Consider the following 18,767-nt stretch of genomic DNA (forward strand, 5'->3'; position numbering starts at 1 on the left):
ATCTTATCCCATGTGGCGCCGTAATAATCGGCATTTCCACCTTTACTGGCCAGTCTGAATTCATCTGCCACATCTTTTGCCATTTTCAAATGGGAAAAGTATTTTCCTTTTCCAAGACGTTCTGCAAGTTCTACTTGTATTTGCCAGTCGGGCTTAGATTCACCGATTGGTTCTTGTGCCTTATTTATCTTAATAATTCTTCCTTCAAGGTTAGTAACTGTTCCTTCATCTTCTGACCACGTTACAGATGGCAGGATCACATCCRCAAACTCGGCTGATTCAGAAAGATAGAAATCCGAACACACCATAAAATCAAGATTTTTCATCGAAGTTCTGACGAAATTCAGATTCGGAGCAGATACTGCAGGATTAGAACATAGCAGATACAGTCCGCGAATCGTTTTTTGTTCCATCAACTCAAACATTTCATATGCAGATACACCCGGCTGGGGCATTTCTTCAGGAGTGATTTTCCATACTTTACAAACTTCCGCTACATGTTCAGGGTTTGTAATTTTACGGTATCCTGGCAATAAATCGGCTTTCTGGCCATGCTCCCGTCCCCCTTGCCCGTTTCCTTGACCGGTGAATGTCGCTACACCAGACTTTGGCCGTCCGATTTTACCTGTCACAAGCGCCAAGTTTGTATATCCAGATACATTGTCAACTCCCTTATGCTGCTGTTCGATTCCACGTGCAAACATGACAACGGCATTTGGTGATTTCCCATAAATTTCTGCTGCACGAATGATTTTTTTCGATGCCACACCTGTAAGCTCACTCGTATATTCCGGTGTAAATTCTTTTACAAGTTCTTTTGTTTCTTCAAACCCGTTCGTATGATTATTAATGAATTCTTCGTCTGCATAACCGTTTTGAATTAATAGATTTAAGATTCCATTAGCAAGGGCAAGATCCGTTCCCGGTTTCAAGTCAAGATGAACATCTGCTCTTCTCGCAATAGGGGTTTCACGGGGATCTGCCACGATAATGTACCCTCCTCTTTCTTGTACGTTCCAAACACGGAACATAGAAGTTGGATGGCATTCTGCTGTGTTGCTTCCTGCAATAAATAAGCAATCTGTTTCATGAATATCAGTCCAAGGTAATGTTGAACCTCTATCAACTCCAAAAGAACGAAGGAATCCCCCGGCTGCACTCGACATGCAAAATCGGCCATTATAATCAATGTAGCGAGTTCCAAGAGCCACACGTGCAAATTTCCCTGTTAAATAGCATTTTTCATTTGTCATTGATACCCCGCTGAAAACGGATAATGAATCTTTTCCATATTTAACTTGAAGTTCCCTGAACTTATTTGCGATTAAATCATACGCCTCATTCCAGCTTGCTTCACGGAAACCTTCCTTTGTTCCCTTTAATGAAGCATCATCACGAATAAGCGGTTTTAAAATACGATCATCATGATTCGTCTGCTGGTAAGCTGTAACCCCTTTTGGACACATTTTCCCTACGGTTACAGGCCAGTCATAACGGGGTTCAACCCCAATGATTTTATTCGTCGCTACATTTACCCTTAAATTCATTCCGCACTGCATTCCACAATAAGCACAATGGGTTTTGACCAATGTTTCATTCGGGTGTACCACATTATTTTCTGCTTTAAAAAACTTATCCTTTTGCATCCTGGTTTGCCTCCTTAACTTTTACTTCATAGATGGGGAACCCGGAAAATTGGGCAATCCTGTATTTTCTTCGACAAGGAAGGCACATTTYAGCGAGATGGTGGCCTTCTTTCGCTTGGAATTCTATATCATTCCTGCCGAGTACCTCTATGACATCTTTTGATTGTTCTGTTGAAACAAACTCATTACCGCATACTTTGCATCCTTTCATGGATTGTTCCGCATAATGTTCTCTGTAGTTTCTGGCAAATACACTCATTGGGCGGAAAGGTATGTGCGCAAGTTTTCCAAACGGAAGATAAATCAATGTAATGATGACTGACCATTGGTGAATCAGGGACATGGCTGGCTGTCCTGCACCATGCATAAAAATGTTCATGAACGTTAGTGCCAATCCTGTAACGCTGACCAATAACAGCATAAATAATGGAAGGAAGTCATACATGAATTGTTGCTCTGCCCTTGCCTGCATATTTTTCAAACGGCGATAAAGAGCCATGCATACTCCGGAAATGACCATCACTGCTGTTATGTTCAGTGCGTTATATGATAACTTCGCAATGAGCCCATCAGCTGGCACTGTCATTACTTGGATCCCCATTGCGATGATGTTGTAGTAACCGTTCTCGTCCATTGTGAAGTACATCCATCCAAATACTAGAGGAAAGGTCACGAAGCAGGAAAGAATGCAGCCCCATCCCATAAGAACGTGCTGAGTCCATCGGTAAATTCCCCTGTTCCAGATGAAATTGTATGTTGCTAAATGTTCAACTGTTATTTTGGGCGTTGATCTTCTTAAGAGAATTTTGATTCCTTTTTTTATAAAAACCTTTGTTGGCGGCCTTTCCCCCCAAGCGATAAATCTGTAAAAGAAACCCCCAATAAAAATAAACGTCCCCACCATATAGCCATAAAGGTTTAAATCCACGTGTGTAAACATTCTCGTACCTATAAACGATAAGAATACAAGTCCGCAAACTGCTAGAAACATAGACTWTGCAAAATGTGATGCAAAAGCATCATCAATCGATTTTCCTGTTTTTTGATTTACGGCGACTTTTGCCTGCATTATTATTCCTCCTCATTACAAACAATTACCATACCCTTATTGTAAGATCTTGTCTGATTGTTCGATATCGGGGAACTTCCCCATCCTTTTGGAAAAATCCCCTTAACTTTTGAAAATAAACAGAAATTCAGACGTCAGAATGGTGATTAGTCCATATTTCCTTCACTCTAATTTCATAACTTCTTATTTGGGATTGGGTAATAATGTAAATAAGTACGTATGAGGATGTTGGGTTTCAAGATTTTTTTGGAGAAAAAATGCATGTCAACTTCTCCTCTCTTTCGAATTGCAAACCGGTTTTGGGAGACATTATTGGACATAGTGGAAGAAAGGGACCTTCTTTATCATGAACTTTGTTTTATGAAACAAAAAAGAAAGCACTCTTTAAGAGTACTTTCTCCAGTTTGCAGACATAAGGTCAACGGTAATCCATATGTGTTTCAGCTTCTTCAATCGTTTTACACATAGAACGAATATCGAAGGTATAATGAATGAAAAATAAGCGTCCTAMCTCTGAATACATATCTTTCACCAAGTCATAAATGAAAGTGAAGTCAAGGAAGCCTCAATTTTACCAACCAATATGGTTCGGTGGCACCAGTTGATCTAAAGTAATCATTTCAAGTTGATCTCGCTGAATAGAATCATGTTTAGAAAACATCCTCTTCACCTCAAGTTTTAATAGACCTATTTTAAAACAAAAATGACTCTAGGCAAAAGTGTTCTATCTAAAAGGTAAAACAAAATTGATTGGAGCGGGTGTTCGAGACTCCAGCGGGAAAAGCGTGTCCAGGGAAGACCCCGCAGGCGAAAGCCGAGAAGGCTCCCGGACCGCCCGCGGAAAGCGAGCCTTACGTTCCAATCAACGTTAAATTGTACAAGCTATAAAAAAATGTAGACAAACTCGATTTTTTCGAGTTTGCCTACAGTCTGAAGAAAGCACCCTTTAAGAGTACTTTCTCATCTTTTGCGTTAATTGTAGAAGCATTATATATCCAGCCATTTTTTCAAGGCCAATGAAATTGAAACTTTCAATTCCTTCAATTGCCGTTCTTTTTGAAGGAACAGCCGTTCAGCCTCCTTTAAATTCACCCGTGAGAACTGAATCGATTCCCCTGGTTTAACCTGAGCGATAATTGGTAAATCCGCCGTAATCACCTGAGCTATCTTAGGATATCCGCCCGTTGTTTGGCTATCTGAAAGGAGGATGATCGGATTTCCATCTGGAGGAACCTGAACGGACCCATTTGTAACCGCTTCAGATAATAACTCCCCATTATCCTTTAATTTCAGTGCAGGGCCCGATATTCTATACCCCATGCGGTCGGATTGATTGGAAACTTTAAATAGCCTCTCTACAAAACTATCTTTACTTGAATCTGTGAAATATTCATATTGGCTTCCATCGATGAAACGGATGTGAGGTTTTCCTCCTGGCATGAACTCCTTCTCATTGACAAACCACTTTGGGAAGGAAAATGAACCTTTAAACGTTCGATCATCAAGATTCTTCGAAGGTTCATTAATCTGCAAGACATCGTCAGCCTTTAATGCCCTCCCCATATAGCCGCCAATCCCAGCCCTTAGATATGTGCTTTTACTCTCCATAATTTCAGGAATAGCAAAGCCTCCCGCTACAGTTAAGTACGCCCTGCAACCTGATTTACACCCTTCAAATCGAAGAATCGATCCATTTTTCACAAGAATGGGCTTCCACATCGGTACCACCTTATTATCAAGTGTAGGTGATAAATTTCCACCTGTTATCGAAATCAGGCAATTTTTCTCTACTTTAATGGTCGGACCCATTAATGTAATTTCCAAGGCCGCTTCTCCTTCTTCATTGCCAACCAACATATTGGCAATTCGTAAAGAATGTGCATCCATCGCCCCGCTTACAATCACCCCATGTTGCTTGAATCCTTTTCTTCCAAGATCCTGTATACTGGTCAATAATCCCGGTTTGATTACGCGCAGGCTCACTGTATCCCCTCCTTAAGAAYCATTTCTTTATATTCTTGATCCGTAATCGGATGGAACTTCACAATGTCCCCTGCTTGTAATAGACTTGGAGGATTTACATTCGGTAAAAATAGTTTGGTTGGCGTTTGTCCGATCAATTGCCATCCACCAGGCGTTGATATGGGATATACTCCCGTTTGCATACCGGCAATACCTACTGCCCCTGCCGGAATGGTCATTCGGGGAGAGGAACGCCTAGGTGTCGCGATGTTCTCTGAAAGTCCGCCAAGAAACGGGAAACCCGGTGCGAACCCGATCATATAAGCCAAATATTCACCGGTTGAATGAATATGAATGACTTCATCAGTAGTCAATTCATTATAGCGTGCAACATATTCCAAATCGGGTCCATATTCATACCCATAGCAAACGGGAATGGTAACCGTTCGATGTATCAGTTTCTTATCTTCTTTTAAATCCTGTAATTTCATTTCCAAGATGGAACGGACCACTTCAAAGGGAGATATGGTTTCATTACCATTGCTTTTATTTTGTTCCTTATAAATAACCAGTGGATCATAAAAAACCGTCAAATTGGTATAAGCCGGTACACATTCTATAAACCCTGCAAAAGGTTCATCTTCCAGCAAATCCTTTAACAATTTTATTTTTTTGTGAACGCTGTATTCCATTCCATTCCCGAATGTTATCACGATTGCGGAATCGCCTAATGGAGAAAGTGTACATGCAGTTTTTTTCAAAAGCTTTTCCGGCATAGGAATCATCTCTTTCTGTTAGTTATAAAACTCCTAATTTTTCATCACGAATGTCCGTTATGAACATATATCCAGGTGCATGCGTGATCATGATCTCCGGTTTAGTTTCCATAGCAATGGATTGAGGTGTTACACCACATGCCCAAAATACCGGGACTTCCCCTTCACGAATCGTTACTGGATCACCAAAATCCGGATGCTGAATGCTGGAAACACCGATCACTTCAGGGTCGCCAATATGGATTGGAGCGCCATGAACGGCTGGAAACCGCGATGTCACTTGAGCTGCCCTCACCACATCCTTTTGTGGAATCGGCCTCATGCTAGCTACCATTTTCCCATGAAAAATCCCTGCTTCAATACAAGGGATATTGGTTTTATACATTGGTACATTGCAACCCTCTTCAATATGACGAATCGATATATCATTATTTAAAAGGGCGTGTTCGAATGTAAAGCTGCACCCAATTAAAAATCCAACCATATCCTCTTCCCAGTAGTTTGAGATATCCGTTACTTCTTCAACTAATTCTCCATATTTATATACCCTATATTTCGGAATATCGGTGCGGATATCCCCAGACCTCGCTGCAAATGCGGGAATGGGTGAACCAATTTCCGTCACATCCAGCAATGGACAGGATTTAGGGTTACGCTGACAGAATAATAAGAAATCAAAAGCATGCTCTTTTTTTAAGATGGCTAAGTTCGCTTGTGCATAACCGTTAGCCATGCCAGCGGTCGGCTTTATCAATTCGTTGTTTCGAATCATTGAACGCAACTCAGCCGGGGTAGCTTGAGAAAGGTCGATCATTAGTATTCATCTCCTATTACGAAGTGGAAGAAAGTGACAAACCGGCACGCCATTTCCACCTATATTTATTGGATTTTCTTTCATTGATCATTAAAAAAGTGCTGGCAGTTGTTTCATTAATGTATATACGCCCATCAACGCCATGATGACAACCACGAATACACCGGAAATCGTTAACCATAAAGGATGCTTATAATCACCCACGATATTTTTCTTATATGCGGCAATTAACAATGTTCCAAGAGCAATTGGTAAGATGAGTCCATTAATGGCCCCAACTATAAGCAATACTTTAACCGGTTGGCCAATCAATAGAAAGCAAATGGTCGATACCGCTATAAAGCCAATGATTATCCAGTTTGCCTTATTATTTATTTTTTCGCTGAAAGTTCTGATAAATGAAACCGAGGTATATGCAGCTCCAACAACAGACGTGATAGCTGCTGCCCACATGACGACACCAAAGATTTTATATCCTATATTACCGGCAGCAAGTTGAAAAACGGATGCTGCAGGGTTATCCGGATTAATTTGTAATCCTTTCGATACAACACCAAGTACTGCCAGAAATAAGGCAACGCGCATGACTGTCGTGATCAATATCCCCATTACCGAGCTCTTCGTGACCTGAGGTAACGAGTCAACGCCCTTCACTCCTGCATCCAATAGACGATGGCCCCCCGCAAAAGTAATATAGCCGCCTACAGATCCGCCCACTAATGTAACGATGGCGATAATATCGATTTTATCAGGGGCAAAGGTCTTCACTACCGCTTCCCCTACAGGAGGAGAGGTTGTCCAAGCAACGTAAATCATCAAACAAATCATGAAAAATCCAGCGATTTGCGTAAAACGGTCCATCGCTTTTCCTGCTTCTTTCACTACAAAAATCAGTACGGCGATGACTGCGCTTATTGCCGCCCCCGTAGTTGGGGATATTCCCGTCATCGCATTCAAACCTAATCCGGCTCCTGCGATATTTCCAATATTAAATGCCAGCCCGCCCATGACGATCAGTGCTGCCAGTACATAACCCAGCCCAGGAAGGACCATGTTTGCAATCTCTTGACCCCGTTTTTCGGAAACAGCAATAATCCGCCATACATTGGTTTGGGCAAATATATCAAGAATGACCGAAATAAGGATAACGAAACCGAAACTTGCCGCAAGGCTTTGGGTATAAACGGTCGTTTGCATTAAAAAACCTGGTCCTATTGCCGATGTTGCCATTAGGAATGCTGCACCTAACAATAAAGTGCGGTTCGTTTTTGGCTTAGTCAAACTCTTTTTCTGTGCTGTTGTATTTTTGATTGGCTCCAATGGAATCTGCCTCCTGATTGTTTAGTTTTTTTCAAGAAAAGGACTTGACTGTTATTTCAGATAATTGCAAAGATTCCCTAACATGCCGTACAAAGGATAAAGCATGTGCCCCGTCCCCGTGAATACAAATGGTATCTGCTTTCAAAGCCACATCTGAGCCTTGCTGGGACAGTACCTTCCCTTCCTTCACCATGCGAATGACTTGGGCAACCGCAACATCATCGTTTTCAATCAGTGCGTCCTTTTCCAATCGGGAAGTCAATGAACCATCATGTTGGTAGGTGCGATCGGCAAATACTTCACTCCCTGTTTGCAATCCGATAGTCTGCCCGGCCCGTATTAATTCACTGCCCGACAAACCAAATAAGATAAGCTCGGGATTCACTTTATATACCGCTTCGGCAATGGCCATGGATAACTCCTTGTTCTTTGCGGCCATATTGTACAAAGCCCCATGCGGTTTCACATGCTGCATACTTCCGCCTTCGGATTGCAKGAAGCCATTTAATGCTCCAATTTGATAGACGACAATATCATAAGCTTCCTGTGGTGAGATATTCATATTGCGTCTGCCAAATCCTATTAAATCCTGTAAACCTGGGTGGGCTCCGATTTTGACATCTTTTCCTAAAGCAAGCTGAACCGTTTTTCTCATGACTGTCGGATCACCAGCGTGGAATCCACAAGCTACATTGACAGATGTTACATAATCTAAAATCTCTTGATCATTACCCATCCGGTAAGCGCCAAAACTTTCTCCTAAATCACAATTCAAATCAACCTTGTTCATACTACCCTCTCCTTTAATAACGGAAATTTTAGTAAACCATAAAAATATGTAAGTACTCTTTCAATCAACATAATACACACGTTCCGAAATTCGGAACTCCAGTTTCATATTTCGGAATATTCTCATTCTAGCATATTTTAATTATTTCGACAATGTTTTGTTAGAAAACCTAACATTACAGTTTGATAAAAAAAAGCCGTTGTTCCCTTTGAAAGGAAGCAACGGCCATGATTACAGCTTTTAAGTTTGGAGTCTCTTAATTCAAAATCGGTTAATCGAAAACAATGAAATATCTTCCTTGGTCGTACCGGAGATAATCAAGTCACTCAAAATTTCTCCCATGACACTGCTGAACTTAAAACCGTGTCCAGAGAAACCTGCCGCTATAGCAATATGTGGATAATAAGGATGTTTATCCACTATAAAATGCTCATCAGGGGTCATGGTGTAGATGCAAGTTTTCCCATATTTCATTTTTTGATCAGCAGGCATAAATTGCCCTAAAAACCTCATCAAATCTCCTTCATCCTCATCCAATTCACCAAAACCCTCGATACAGCCATCAGGGTTGATCCGCTGTCCTCCATCATGTCTCCCTATTTTCAGCCCAGAACCATTTATACTAGGAAAGCCATAGTATGTACCAACTGAAGTATCAAAAGTAAAAGCCGGAAAATCATTATGATTATATAATTTTTCATTTGCATGAAACCAGGCAAATGTTTTTCTGATGGGTTCCAGCGGGAGATTCAAATCTAACATCGCCAATATTTTCGGTGCCCACGCCCCAACTGTAACCACTAAAGACTCCGAGTGGAATGTCTGTTCATCCGTTATAACCGTGACCCCGTTACCATGAGCAACTATCTTCCTTACTTCACTGTTTACAATGATGTCGGCACCATGGGATTTCGCAAGTTGTTGATACGCCCTTAAGCACTCTTCACTTTTCAACACACCCGAAGTCGATTCATAGCACCCAATGTAGTCTTCCGGCAGTGTTATTCCTGGCCACCTATCATGAATTTCATGGTAATCCAATATTTTCATAGGTAAACCATATTCCTTTGATCCTGCTTTCACTTGTTTAATGAAAGTGGAATTTTGGCTTCCAGCATTCAGGACCCCCGTTGGAAGAAATAATGGTTGACCCGAAATTCTTTCCAATTCACCCCAAAGCTTTTGTGATTTAAGTGCCAAAGAAATATACTCCCTGCCTTCACCATAAGCATGCCTAATAATTCTTGTTTCCCCGTGATGGCTCCCCTTATTATGAGGAGGAGCAAAGGAATCCAATAATAATACTTTTTGTCCTTTTTTTGATAGATAATAACCTGAAGACATTCCCATGGATCCAGCTCCAATTACAATTACATCATAATGCATCTTTCATCCCTCCTCCTTTAAATATGGTCCTTCATTTTAAAAAAAGGAAGCCATTTTACCTTATAAAATAAAGTAAAACAGCTTCCACATGGTTTTAGAACTCTATTTCCCCGATCGCCCTTTCAACGAGCTTCACTATTTCCCCTTCATGAATTTGCCTATAAATCGCTTCAATGTCAGGATGAAAAAAGCGATCTTCTTCAACCATCGGGACTTCGCTCCGAACTAAATGATATACCTCCTCCGTAACCGGTGACGGTTTCAAAGGTAGATGAAAATCCATCGCTTGCGTTGCCGTCATCAGTTCAATGGCTAAAATATATTCAAGTTTCTTCGAAATCCGATATGCTTTCCTCGAAGCAAAATAGGCAAAACTTATCACGTCTTCTTGATTTGCACATGTAGGGATATTATCTATTGTCGCTGGATGCGAGAGCACCCTGATTTCATTTAATAGCCCGGCAGCTGTATATTGCGGAATCATGTAGCCGCTATTTAAACCTGGATTAACCACTAAGAAATTAGGTAATTCACTAAGGTGATGGTTTACAAGGCGATCTATTCTGCGTTCTGTTATTTTTGCTAAGTTTGCTAACGCTATGGATATCGCATCCGCATAAATCCCAACAAATGAACCATCAAAATTCCCAGCCATCAGGCCAATTCCATCTTCCTCTTCAGGAAAAATCAGAGGATTGTCACTTACAGAGTTCATTTCATTCTCGATTGATACAGCAGCGTCTTTCAATACTCTTTTTATGGCTCCATGGACTTGTGGAATGCATCGTAAGCTAAGTGCATCTTGTAATCTATGTTCCTTGTATGTATCAATGATTTGGCTGCCTTCAAGAATCCTTGATACATTTCTGGCTGTCTTAGCCTGTTCCTCATGTTTTTTCAATGAGTGGGGACGAGGATCAAATGCTTTTATAGTACCCTTCAGCACTTCTAAGGACATGGCTCCCGTAATGTCAGCGGTTTTCGCCGCCTGCATGCTATTGTATAAAGCCAGGACAGCCATCGCGGTGACGGAAGTAGTCCCGCTTGTAAGTGCCAATCCTTCTTTAGCACCTAACGTAACAGGTGCTATGCCCGCTTTCCTTAAAGCTTCCATGCCAGGTATGAGCTCATCTTCATACCATGCCTTCCCTTCACCCATCACCACTAAGGCCATGTGAGCTTCTGGGGAAAGATACCCCACTGACCCATCACCTGGAACAAACGGAATGATATCGTGATTTAATAGTGAAGCAATTAGATTTAATACCTGTAAACGGACTCCTGAATACCCTTGGCCTAAATTCACTAATATCATCAACTGAATGGCCCTTACGACTTCTTTTTCAAGAGTTTCCCCAACAGAAACGGCATGTGAACGAACAATATTCCGTTGAAGGGTTTCTGCGTCCTTTGGAGAAATCACCTCGGTCATATTACTGCCAAAACCCGTAGTTACACCATAAATCAATCGATTTTCATCTAAAAACTTGTCTATTAAGCTACGTGATTTATTCACCCTATCACAATATGTTTGTGTAAAGGAAACCATCGCCCCATATCTTGMAACCGCAATTACCTCTTCGATTGAGATTTCACCATCACCTAATACAACCTCTTTAATATCCTTCGGTTGTAAACAATCGGCAGTTGTCATCCTTATACATCTCCTCTCCTATGACTTATCAAGAAGGAGAAAAAAGTTTTGGTCCTTCTCATTTATTTACTGGAAGTTATCTTATGTTATTTTTTCATTTTTTGTAAAGGGAATTTCGGTTCCTTTCGGAGAATTCTCCGTTTCTAGCAATGGGTCACTTGCTTCATGTAATGAAAGATTCTTCGTTTCAGGTGCCCAGGCTATCGATACGATCAAGCCCACCAGCAGAATGGCTGCCATTCCTGCCATTGAGGCACTTAATCCGAATGAACTTAAAGAAACAGGCAGCAGAAATGTTCCAATCGCAGAACCAATCCGACTAATTGCCGTAACCATACCTATTCCCGAGCCACGGATTTCAGTTGGAAAAAGCTCTGCTGGGTATACTAGTGTTAGGTTCGATGCTGCTGACATGAAAAAAGTAAAGATCAAGAAGGCTACCAACATTAAGAATTGAGAACCATTGTGTAAGAAGCTGAGTGAAAACAATGAAACAGTAAGGATCGTGAAAGCCCCGATGGTAAATCCTCTGCGAGAAAATTTTGCTAGCAGCCAAAGACCAATAATTGCCCCAACAAGCAAGAATAGATTTAACATGGTATCGGCAAAAAAGTTCTGTTCAAACCCCATTGTACTAAGGATGGAAGGCAGGAAAGTATAAATGGCAAAGTATGGAATAACGAGAGTCAATTTGAATATTCCACCAAAAGCCAACCGCTTACGAAGCCTTTTACTGAAAAGCCCACGAAACCCCAGAGTCTTTTGATTTTCTGTGCCGGTCTCCGTTTCTCCCATTTCAACGTTCGCTCCAAGGTGTTTTTTTACAATTTGGCGAGCTTCTTCGACACGTCCCATGCTGACAAGCCACCTTGGTGATTCAGGCGTTCCTATTCTTAAGATTAAAACCACAATTGCCGGAATGGCTGCGCTGACAAGCATCCAACGCCATGAGTCTGAACCAACCTGGCCCAAGTAATGACCAACAAAGTTTGATGCAACATATCCAAGCGTCCACACTACGTTTATAGACGCGAGGAGCGAGGAGCGATACTTTTTTGGAGAAAACTCGGCAAGCAAAGTCGTACCTACAGCGTAATCCCCTCCAAGTCCAAAACCAATCAGCAACCGTAAAATAAAAAGCTCTTCTGGGCTGCTAACAAAAAATTGTAAAATGGTAGCTATCGTGATGAGTAAAAAGTTTACGAGAAAGATTTTCTGTCTGCCTACACGGTCAGAAAGTCTTCCAAGTATTAAAGATCCCGCAAACAGACCGATTAAAGCAGAGCTGCCGATCAGCCCTGTCCACAATGAATTCATATTCATCTGAGGCCCGAATACTGTCAGGGCCATCGCAATGATCCCCAGAGAATACCCATCACAAAAGCTGGAACCGAATGTGAGTCCTGCAATTCGAAAATGAAACCTATTAAATGGGGCATCGTCAATCGTGAATTTTTGTTCGTTCAAAGAATCCCCTCCATTTTTTGATTTATCAGATATATTGATTCAAAAAAACACTGGAACTGTAGCACGCCGTGAGTGGCGAAGAAATTGAATGGAACGATTAAGCTTAATACTATAAAAAAATTGAGCAAAGAATATTATAAAAATATACTCTTTTTATAAACTATATCAAATCATTCTACCTTTCAATTTCTATCTAATATATGAAAATATAGTTTAAGATTCAATCAATTGTTTATCATTGAAATAAATGACTTCACTAAGGATTTTACAGCCTTCCATTACCTCAAATTTATCCCTTGCTTCCTTTTCTGTGCTAAACTCAAACATTTTTATGCCATTTTTCGAATGGATAGTGATTATCCACATAAAACTCCCTCTACATGGAAGATTCATTTCCACGTATTCCTTAAAACACTTTCATTTAATCTCACTGTAAAGTGGTAAAGTGTTTAATGCTGCCAATGGGTAGGATGATAAACCACCATCCTACTATTCAACACCATTACATATGGATAAATACTTCTAAAAGCCCAATTCATCTGCTGAAATGGGGAGATATTGACTGAAGATCAAGGCCTGATCTTTTTTAGTGATTCTTAAAGGCCAGTTTTTAGAATCACTCTTCAAAAATGGCGTTAAAGAGGGTTTTTACTCGACAAATTCATGCTCACGGCCATTATTATCCTTTGGAACCGCATGGTCTCATAAAAGTAGGAACTAGATCAATCGGATGCTCCTCTTGTAAACTTCTTCTGAAAGTGAAATACATAATCCGTAATCAATATACATCCATTTATGCCTTATCTTAGCTAACCATATTATTGGTGGTTTCCGATGAGTTACCTTGTTTGCCAGGCTTCACGAAAACCATGGCTATCATGCCAATCGTGACGGCTATTGATGCTGCAATAAACATGGCATTATATCCATATATGGCGACAAGACTTCCTGTTAAGGTAGGGGCAATAATGGTAGCCAGATTGGCAATGAAATGAGTTACCCCGCCAAATGTACCAGCTTTATTCGGTTCTGTATCCAGAACCACGATCCAATAAATGGAATTAGGTAAATAATTAAAGGCATTTCCTATACACATTAAAGCAAGTACGGCCGCCGCACTCTCGACAGTCGGAATCAACATAAAACATACAGCAGTACAAAATAAGGAGACTACTGTGAACCAAGATCTGGCAATACGTAAATTCCCTGTTTTCCTGCGTAATATATCCGAGATTTTACCACCTAATAATCCAGTGATAATAGCTCCTACCCAGGGAATCATACCAATATATGAAAGAGAAGAAAGTGAATAATTAAATTCATCTTGCAGATATTTTGGGGTCCATGTAAGTAATAAAATATTTACATATAAAAAGGCAAAATATCCAATTGCATTAAATACTAACGTAGGGTTCTTAAAAAAATGGTACCATGGTACATTTATTTGTTCGTCTAATTTCGTCTCACCTTTTATTAAAATATCTGCTCTTCGAATTTCTTCGAGTTCGGTTTTCGAGACTCTTGGATGATCTTCAGGTAAGTTTGTAAATACTTTGTTCCAGATTGCTACCCAAATAAAGCCTAATATACCGAGAATAACAAATGTTACTTTCCAGTTAGTGAATGTTAGAAGACCTACTACGATGGGTGCAGTAATTAATGCTCCAATTGGCGTTCCAACTAATCCAAGTGCTACAGCAAACCCTTTTTCTTTAGGAGATACCCAGTTTGCCATCGTTCGGTTCATCGTTGATAAGGTAGGTCCTTCAGCTAAACCAAATAAAACACGAAACACCGCAAATCCTGCCAAGGCAGAGCCTCCAAATAATGCTGCACCTATGTGACCTGCGAAGATTGTCCCAATTTCAAAAAAAGACCACGTAGTTCCGGCAATGATCCACATGAATTTAGGACCTTTCTTATCTGCTAAAGCACCACCAAATAGTGCACCGAATATATAACCATATCCAAAATACCCCAGTATGGCTCCCCAACTTACTGGATCTAAATTGAACTCCTTGATTATTTCAGCTTGGGCATATGAAAGTGCACCTCTATCAATATAATTTATGATTGTAATAACAATAATCATAAAAATGATAAAATAACGATAGTTATTTCTCAACATGTAATCACTCCTTGATGTTTGGTAGAGAGCAGCAATACTGACTGATTTTAAACATCAGCATTATGCAGCCTGTAATAAATTTAAAGCCATGAATATCCTGGTCTTGACTGTTTCGCCCCCTATAGAGAAGCTCAGATCAAGACAAAAAAACATGACAATCGGATACTGGCCAAGTTCTAGTAAAATATAAAAAAACACATTATTAGGCATTCCACCATGGATAGAAGCATGTATACCCGTGCAACTGAAATATCAGATACATCTCTTGCTTTGGCAATTCGGAATACTGTTAGATCATGTTATACGTATCAAAGCCTTTTTACATCCGCAAAAATTCCAGCGGATATAAAGAGGCTCCTGATACATAGATTAAAGTTCATTAAATTGGCGTTTCATGAGAGATCCGGTCAACCTAATTATGGTTCGATGGGTATAGACTCTCTTCTATTAGTGAATTTTATAGACCAGTCAGGCTTTTGGTATCAGTCTTCACTTTATCATTCACTACTTGCACTCCATTTTTCCATACAGACTTAACGTGATTGACCCCAAATAAATATTGCAACTCCTGATAGTTTTCAACATTCCATAAAACGACATCCGCTTGTTTTCCGACTTCAAGGGATCCGACCCTTTCTTGCCTGTTGATTGCACAAGCAGCATTGTATGTCGCCGCCGTAAGAGCTTCTGCTGGGGTAAGCCGCATCGAAATGCATGCCAGATTCATGACAAGCGGCATGGATGTCGTCGGTGAAGATCCGGGATTGCAATCGGTCGAAATGGCAACAGCCACTCCTTCATCAACCATTCGTCGTCCAGGGGCCGCTTCTTCCCGTAAATACAAGGCAGTGGCTGGAAGCAAGCAAGCAATCGTGCCTGACTTCGCCATAGCAGTAATCCCCTCATCGGAAGCCTTTAACAAATGCTCAGCTGAAATGGCTCCTATCTTCGCAGCTAATTCAGCTCCACCGTATGGCTCAATTTCATCAGCATGAATTTTAGGGATCAAGCCGTACTTTTTCCCCGCCTTTAAAATCCGCTCTGATTGTTCAGGGGTAAAAACCCCCTTTTCACAAAAGACATCATTGAATTCTGCAAGCTTTTCTTCAGAGACGATTGGAAGCATATCATTAATCAGATGATCGACAAATTCATCCTCGCGGCCTTTATAATCCTTTGGAACCGCATGGGCACCCATAAAAGTAGGAACCAGATCAATCGGATGCTCTTCCTGTAGCTTCTTCATCACCCGCAACTGCTTTAATTCGGTTTCCAAATTCATTCCATAGCCGCTTTTACCTTCTACTGTAGTCACGCCATGAGCGAGAAACGAATCAAGTCGTCGCGTGGTTTGCTCCATCAATTCTTCTTCACTTGCTTCCCTTGTCATGCGGGTGGTAGCATGAATGCCCCCACCTGCGTTCATAATGTCCATATATGTTGCGCCTTCAAGTCGCATTTCAAATTCACGTTCCCGACTCCCGCCATATACAACATGCGTATGTGGATCAACTAACCCAGGTGTCACCAAATGGCCAGTTGCATCAAAGACTTCAGCTTCATGCATTCTATCAGCATAGAGTTTTTCCAATTCCTTGGTTGTCCCGACAGCTTGGATCAACCCTGATTCCATCCATATACTTCCATCCGCTATCAAACCAAGCTCCGACATTGCCTCTTTGGAACGCGGACCTTTCCTTTCAGAGGTAAGGGTAGCAAGTTGAGCGGCATGTTTTATCCAAATTGGCTTTGTCATTTTTTATCAATTCCTTTATCAAGCATCGGGATATTAATACCTCTTTCACGGGCTGTTTCCTCTGCAAGTTCATATCCTGCATCAACATGGCGTACTACACCCATCCCAGGGTCCGTTGTCAACACTCGCTCAATCCTGGCTGCTGCTTCTTTTGTGCCATCTGCCACAATTACAACGCCTGCATGCATGGAGTAACCCATTCCTACGCCGCCACCATGATGTACGGAAACCCAGGTTGCACCGCCCACAGCATTCACCATTGCATTTAAGATCGGCCAGTCAGCCACTACATCGGAACCATCCTTCATGGCTTCCGTTTCACGATTCGGCGAAGCGACAGAGCCAGAATCCAAATGGTCACGCCCAATCACGATCGGGGCCTTCAATTCACCGCTTGCAACCATATCATTGAGGATTTTACCAAAACGGGCGCGCTCCCCATAACCAAGCCAGCAAATTCGGGAAGGAAGACCTTGGAACTGGATTTTATCTTGAGCCATTCTAATCCAGTTACATAGATGTTCATTATCAGCGAATTCACGTAAAATGGCTTGGTCTGTTTTATAAATATCTTCTGGATCTCCAGATAAAGCGACCCAACGGAATGGACCTTTACCTTCACAGAATTGTGGACGGATATAAGCTGGAACGAAGCCCGGGAAGTCAAAAGCATTCTCTACCCCTTCATCTTTCGCAACTTGACGGATATTGTTGCCATAATCAAACGTCACAGCTCCTTTTTCCATCATTTCAAGCATCGCCCTTACATGTTTGGCCATTGAAGCTTTAGAGAGTTTAATATACTGTTCTGGATTTGCATTCCGTAATTCTGCAGCCTCCACCATTGACAGACCTGAAGGAGTATATCCATTTAGCGGATCATGGGCCGAAGTTTGATCCGTCAAGACATCAGGAATGAAGTTCCTTGCGATCATTTCCGGAAGAATATCTGAAGCATTCCCAATCAAACCAATCGATAATGCTTTCCCTGCATGTTTAGCTTCATTCGCTAAACGAATGGCTTCATCCAATGAATCCGTTTTCACATCGGTATAACGAGTCTCAATCCTCCTGTCAATTCTTGTCTCATCTACATCGATCCCGATACAGACTCCACCGTTCATCGTAACTGCCAGCGGCTGTGCCCCTCCCATTCCGCCTAAACCTGCCGTTAGAGTGATGGTGCCTTTTAACGAGTTATTAAAATGTTGTTTTGCAAGCTCGGCAAAGGTCTCGTATGTACCTTGTACGATCCCTTGAGATCCGATATATATCCAGCTGCCTGCTGTCATCTGCCCATACATCATCAATCCCTTTTTATCAAGTTCATGGAATGTTTCCCAGTTCGCGTATGCAGGGACGATATTTGAATTTGCAAGCAGGACACGTGGTGCATCCGTATGCGTTTTAAAAATGGCCACCGGTTTCCCTGATTGGACAAGTAAAGTTTCATCTTCTTCAAGCTCTTTTAGTGATTTTACGATTGCATCAAAGCATTCCCAGTTACGAGCTGCTTTCCCAATCCCTCCGTATACCACCAAATCTTCTGGACGTTCAGCAACTTCAGGATCCAAATTATTCATAAGCATTCTAAGCACTGCTTCTTGTTGCCATCCTTTAGTATGCAATTCTGTTCCAGTATATCGGATAACCTTATTTGTAATCGTGTTCATTTTCATTTCCCCCTTGTTTTTGTTATATATTCATTCTATAAGAAAAATTCAGAATAATTAATTATAGTTTAATGATTATTTTATAATTTATTTTACTTTTTTGTAGTTAACTTTATTATTTTATGAATAATTTCAATAATTACATTGTTATGAAATAAATAAAAAGGACGATTCATTTATTGAATCGCCCTTTTTYAGACTGTAGACAAACTATAACTTTGATTTCCTCTCCAGGCACTCGCTTTCCGCGGGCGGTCCGGGRGCCTCCTCGGCGCCTTTGCGCCTGCGGGGTCTCCCCTGGACTCGCTTTTCCCGCAGGAGTCTCG

General features: G+C 41.2%; 14 protein-coding genes. All 14 read right to left on the reverse strand.

Going from position 1 to position 18,767, the window contains the following annotated elements:
- A partial coding sequence (locus AC1DVB_RS19020; protein WP_477590472.1) for a molybdopterin oxidoreductase family protein occupies positions 1 to 1,646 on the reverse strand: 1,646 nt, incomplete at its 3' end.
- Positions 1,633 to 2,715, reverse strand: a complete 1,083-nt coding sequence (locus AC1DVB_RS19025; RefSeq protein WP_477590474.1) for a hypothetical protein — start codon at positions 2,713 to 2,715, stop codon at positions 1,633 to 1,635. The genes AC1DVB_RS19025 and AC1DVB_RS19020, both read right to left, overlap by 14 nt.
- 987 nt (positions 2,716 to 3,702) lie before the next feature.
- A complete protein-coding gene (locus tag AC1DVB_RS19030) occupies positions 3,703 to 4,698 on the reverse strand; it encodes a 5-oxoprolinase subunit C family protein (RefSeq protein WP_057275964.1) in 996 nt (331 codons plus the stop codon).
- A complete protein-coding gene (gene pxpB / locus AC1DVB_RS19035) occupies positions 4,695 to 5,453 on the reverse strand; it encodes a 5-oxoprolinase subunit PxpB (protein ID WP_477590477.1) in 759 nt (252 codons plus the stop codon). Before pxpB ends, AC1DVB_RS19030 begins: the two co-directional genes overlap by 4 nt.
- A 22-nt stretch (positions 5,454 to 5,475) precedes the next feature.
- The gene (locus AC1DVB_RS19040; RefSeq protein WP_057275966.1) at positions 5,476 to 6,267 is read right to left on the reverse strand and encodes a putative hydro-lyase; all 792 of its coding nucleotides are present in this window, start codon (positions 6,265 to 6,267) and stop codon (positions 5,476 to 5,478) included.
- A 90-nt stretch (positions 6,268 to 6,357) separates the two neighbouring features.
- Entirely contained in the window at positions 6,358 to 7,497 is a 1,140-nt protein-coding gene (locus tag AC1DVB_RS19045) for an NRAMP family divalent metal transporter (protein ID WP_156404307.1), read from the reverse strand.
- A gap of 121 nt (positions 7,498 to 7,618) precedes the next feature.
- Positions 7,619 to 8,377, reverse strand: a complete 759-nt coding sequence (gene pxpA, locus AC1DVB_RS19050) for a 5-oxoprolinase subunit PxpA (RefSeq protein WP_477590479.1) — start codon at positions 8,375 to 8,377, stop codon at positions 7,619 to 7,621.
- A 261-nt stretch (positions 8,378 to 8,638) separates the two neighbouring features.
- Complete coding sequence (gene solA, locus AC1DVB_RS19055; protein WP_454861194.1) at positions 8,639 to 9,763, reverse strand: N-methyl-L-tryptophan oxidase; 1,125 nt, start codon at positions 9,761 to 9,763, stop codon at positions 8,639 to 8,641.
- 94 nt (positions 9,764 to 9,857) lie between these two features.
- Entirely contained in the window at positions 9,858 to 11,417 is a 1,560-nt protein-coding gene (gene hutH / locus AC1DVB_RS19060) for a histidine ammonia-lyase (protein ID WP_477590482.1), read from the reverse strand.
- 81 nt (positions 11,418 to 11,498) lie between these two features.
- Complete coding sequence (locus AC1DVB_RS19065; protein ID WP_230137563.1) at positions 11,499 to 12,884, reverse strand: MFS transporter; 1,386 nt, start codon at positions 12,882 to 12,884, stop codon at positions 11,499 to 11,501.
- Positions 12,885 to 13,097: 213 nt separating this feature from the next.
- Positions 13,098 to 13,250 carry a hypothetical protein gene (locus AC1DVB_RS19070; RefSeq protein ID WP_170946864.1) on the reverse strand — a complete coding sequence of 51 codons (153 nt, stop codon included), beginning with the start codon at positions 13,248 to 13,250 and terminating at the stop codon, positions 13,098 to 13,100.
- A gap of 439 nt (positions 13,251 to 13,689) precedes the next feature.
- A complete protein-coding gene (locus AC1DVB_RS19075) occupies positions 13,690 to 15,012 on the reverse strand; it encodes an MFS transporter (protein WP_057275972.1) in 1,323 nt (440 codons plus the stop codon).
- Between the two features lie 457 nt (positions 15,013 to 15,469).
- Complete coding sequence (gene hutI / locus AC1DVB_RS19080; RefSeq protein ID WP_095678304.1) at positions 15,470 to 16,768, reverse strand: imidazolonepropionase; 1,299 nt, start codon at positions 16,766 to 16,768, stop codon at positions 15,470 to 15,472.
- The gene (gene hutU, locus AC1DVB_RS19085) at positions 16,765 to 18,441 is read right to left on the reverse strand and encodes a urocanate hydratase (RefSeq protein ID WP_057275974.1); all 1,677 of its coding nucleotides are present in this window, start codon (positions 18,439 to 18,441) and stop codon (positions 16,765 to 16,767) included. Before hutU ends, hutI begins: the two co-directional genes overlap by 4 nt.
- Between the last annotated feature and the right edge of the window lie 326 nt (positions 18,442 to 18,767).

The organism is Peribacillus sp. P4_D6, assembly GCF_056401795.1.

Coding starts and splice junctions, on each gene's coding strand:
- AC1DVB_RS19040 (WP_057275966.1), bottom strand. CDS start 6,267: ATGATCGACCTTTCTCAAGCTACCCCGGCTGAGTTGCGTTCAATGATT.
- AC1DVB_RS19045 (WP_156404307.1), bottom strand. CDS start 7,497: ATGGCAACATCGGCAATAGGACCAGGTTTTTTAATGCAAACGACCGTT.
- solA (WP_454861194.1), bottom strand. CDS start 9,763: ATGCATTATGATGTAATTGTAATTGGAGCTGGATCCATGGGAATGTCT.
- AC1DVB_RS19070 (WP_170946864.1), bottom strand. CDS start 13,250: ATGTGGATAATCACTATCCATTCGAAAAATGGCATAAAAATGTTTGAG.
- AC1DVB_RS19075 (WP_057275972.1), bottom strand. CDS start 15,012: ATGTTGAGAAATAACTATCGTTATTTTATCATTTTTATGATTATTGTT.
- hutI (WP_095678304.1), bottom strand. CDS start 16,768: ATGACAAAGCCAATTTGGATAAAACATGCCGCTCAACTTGCTACCCTT.
- hutU (WP_057275974.1), bottom strand. CDS start 18,441: ATGAACACGATTACAAATAAGGTTATCCGATATACTGGAACAGAATTG.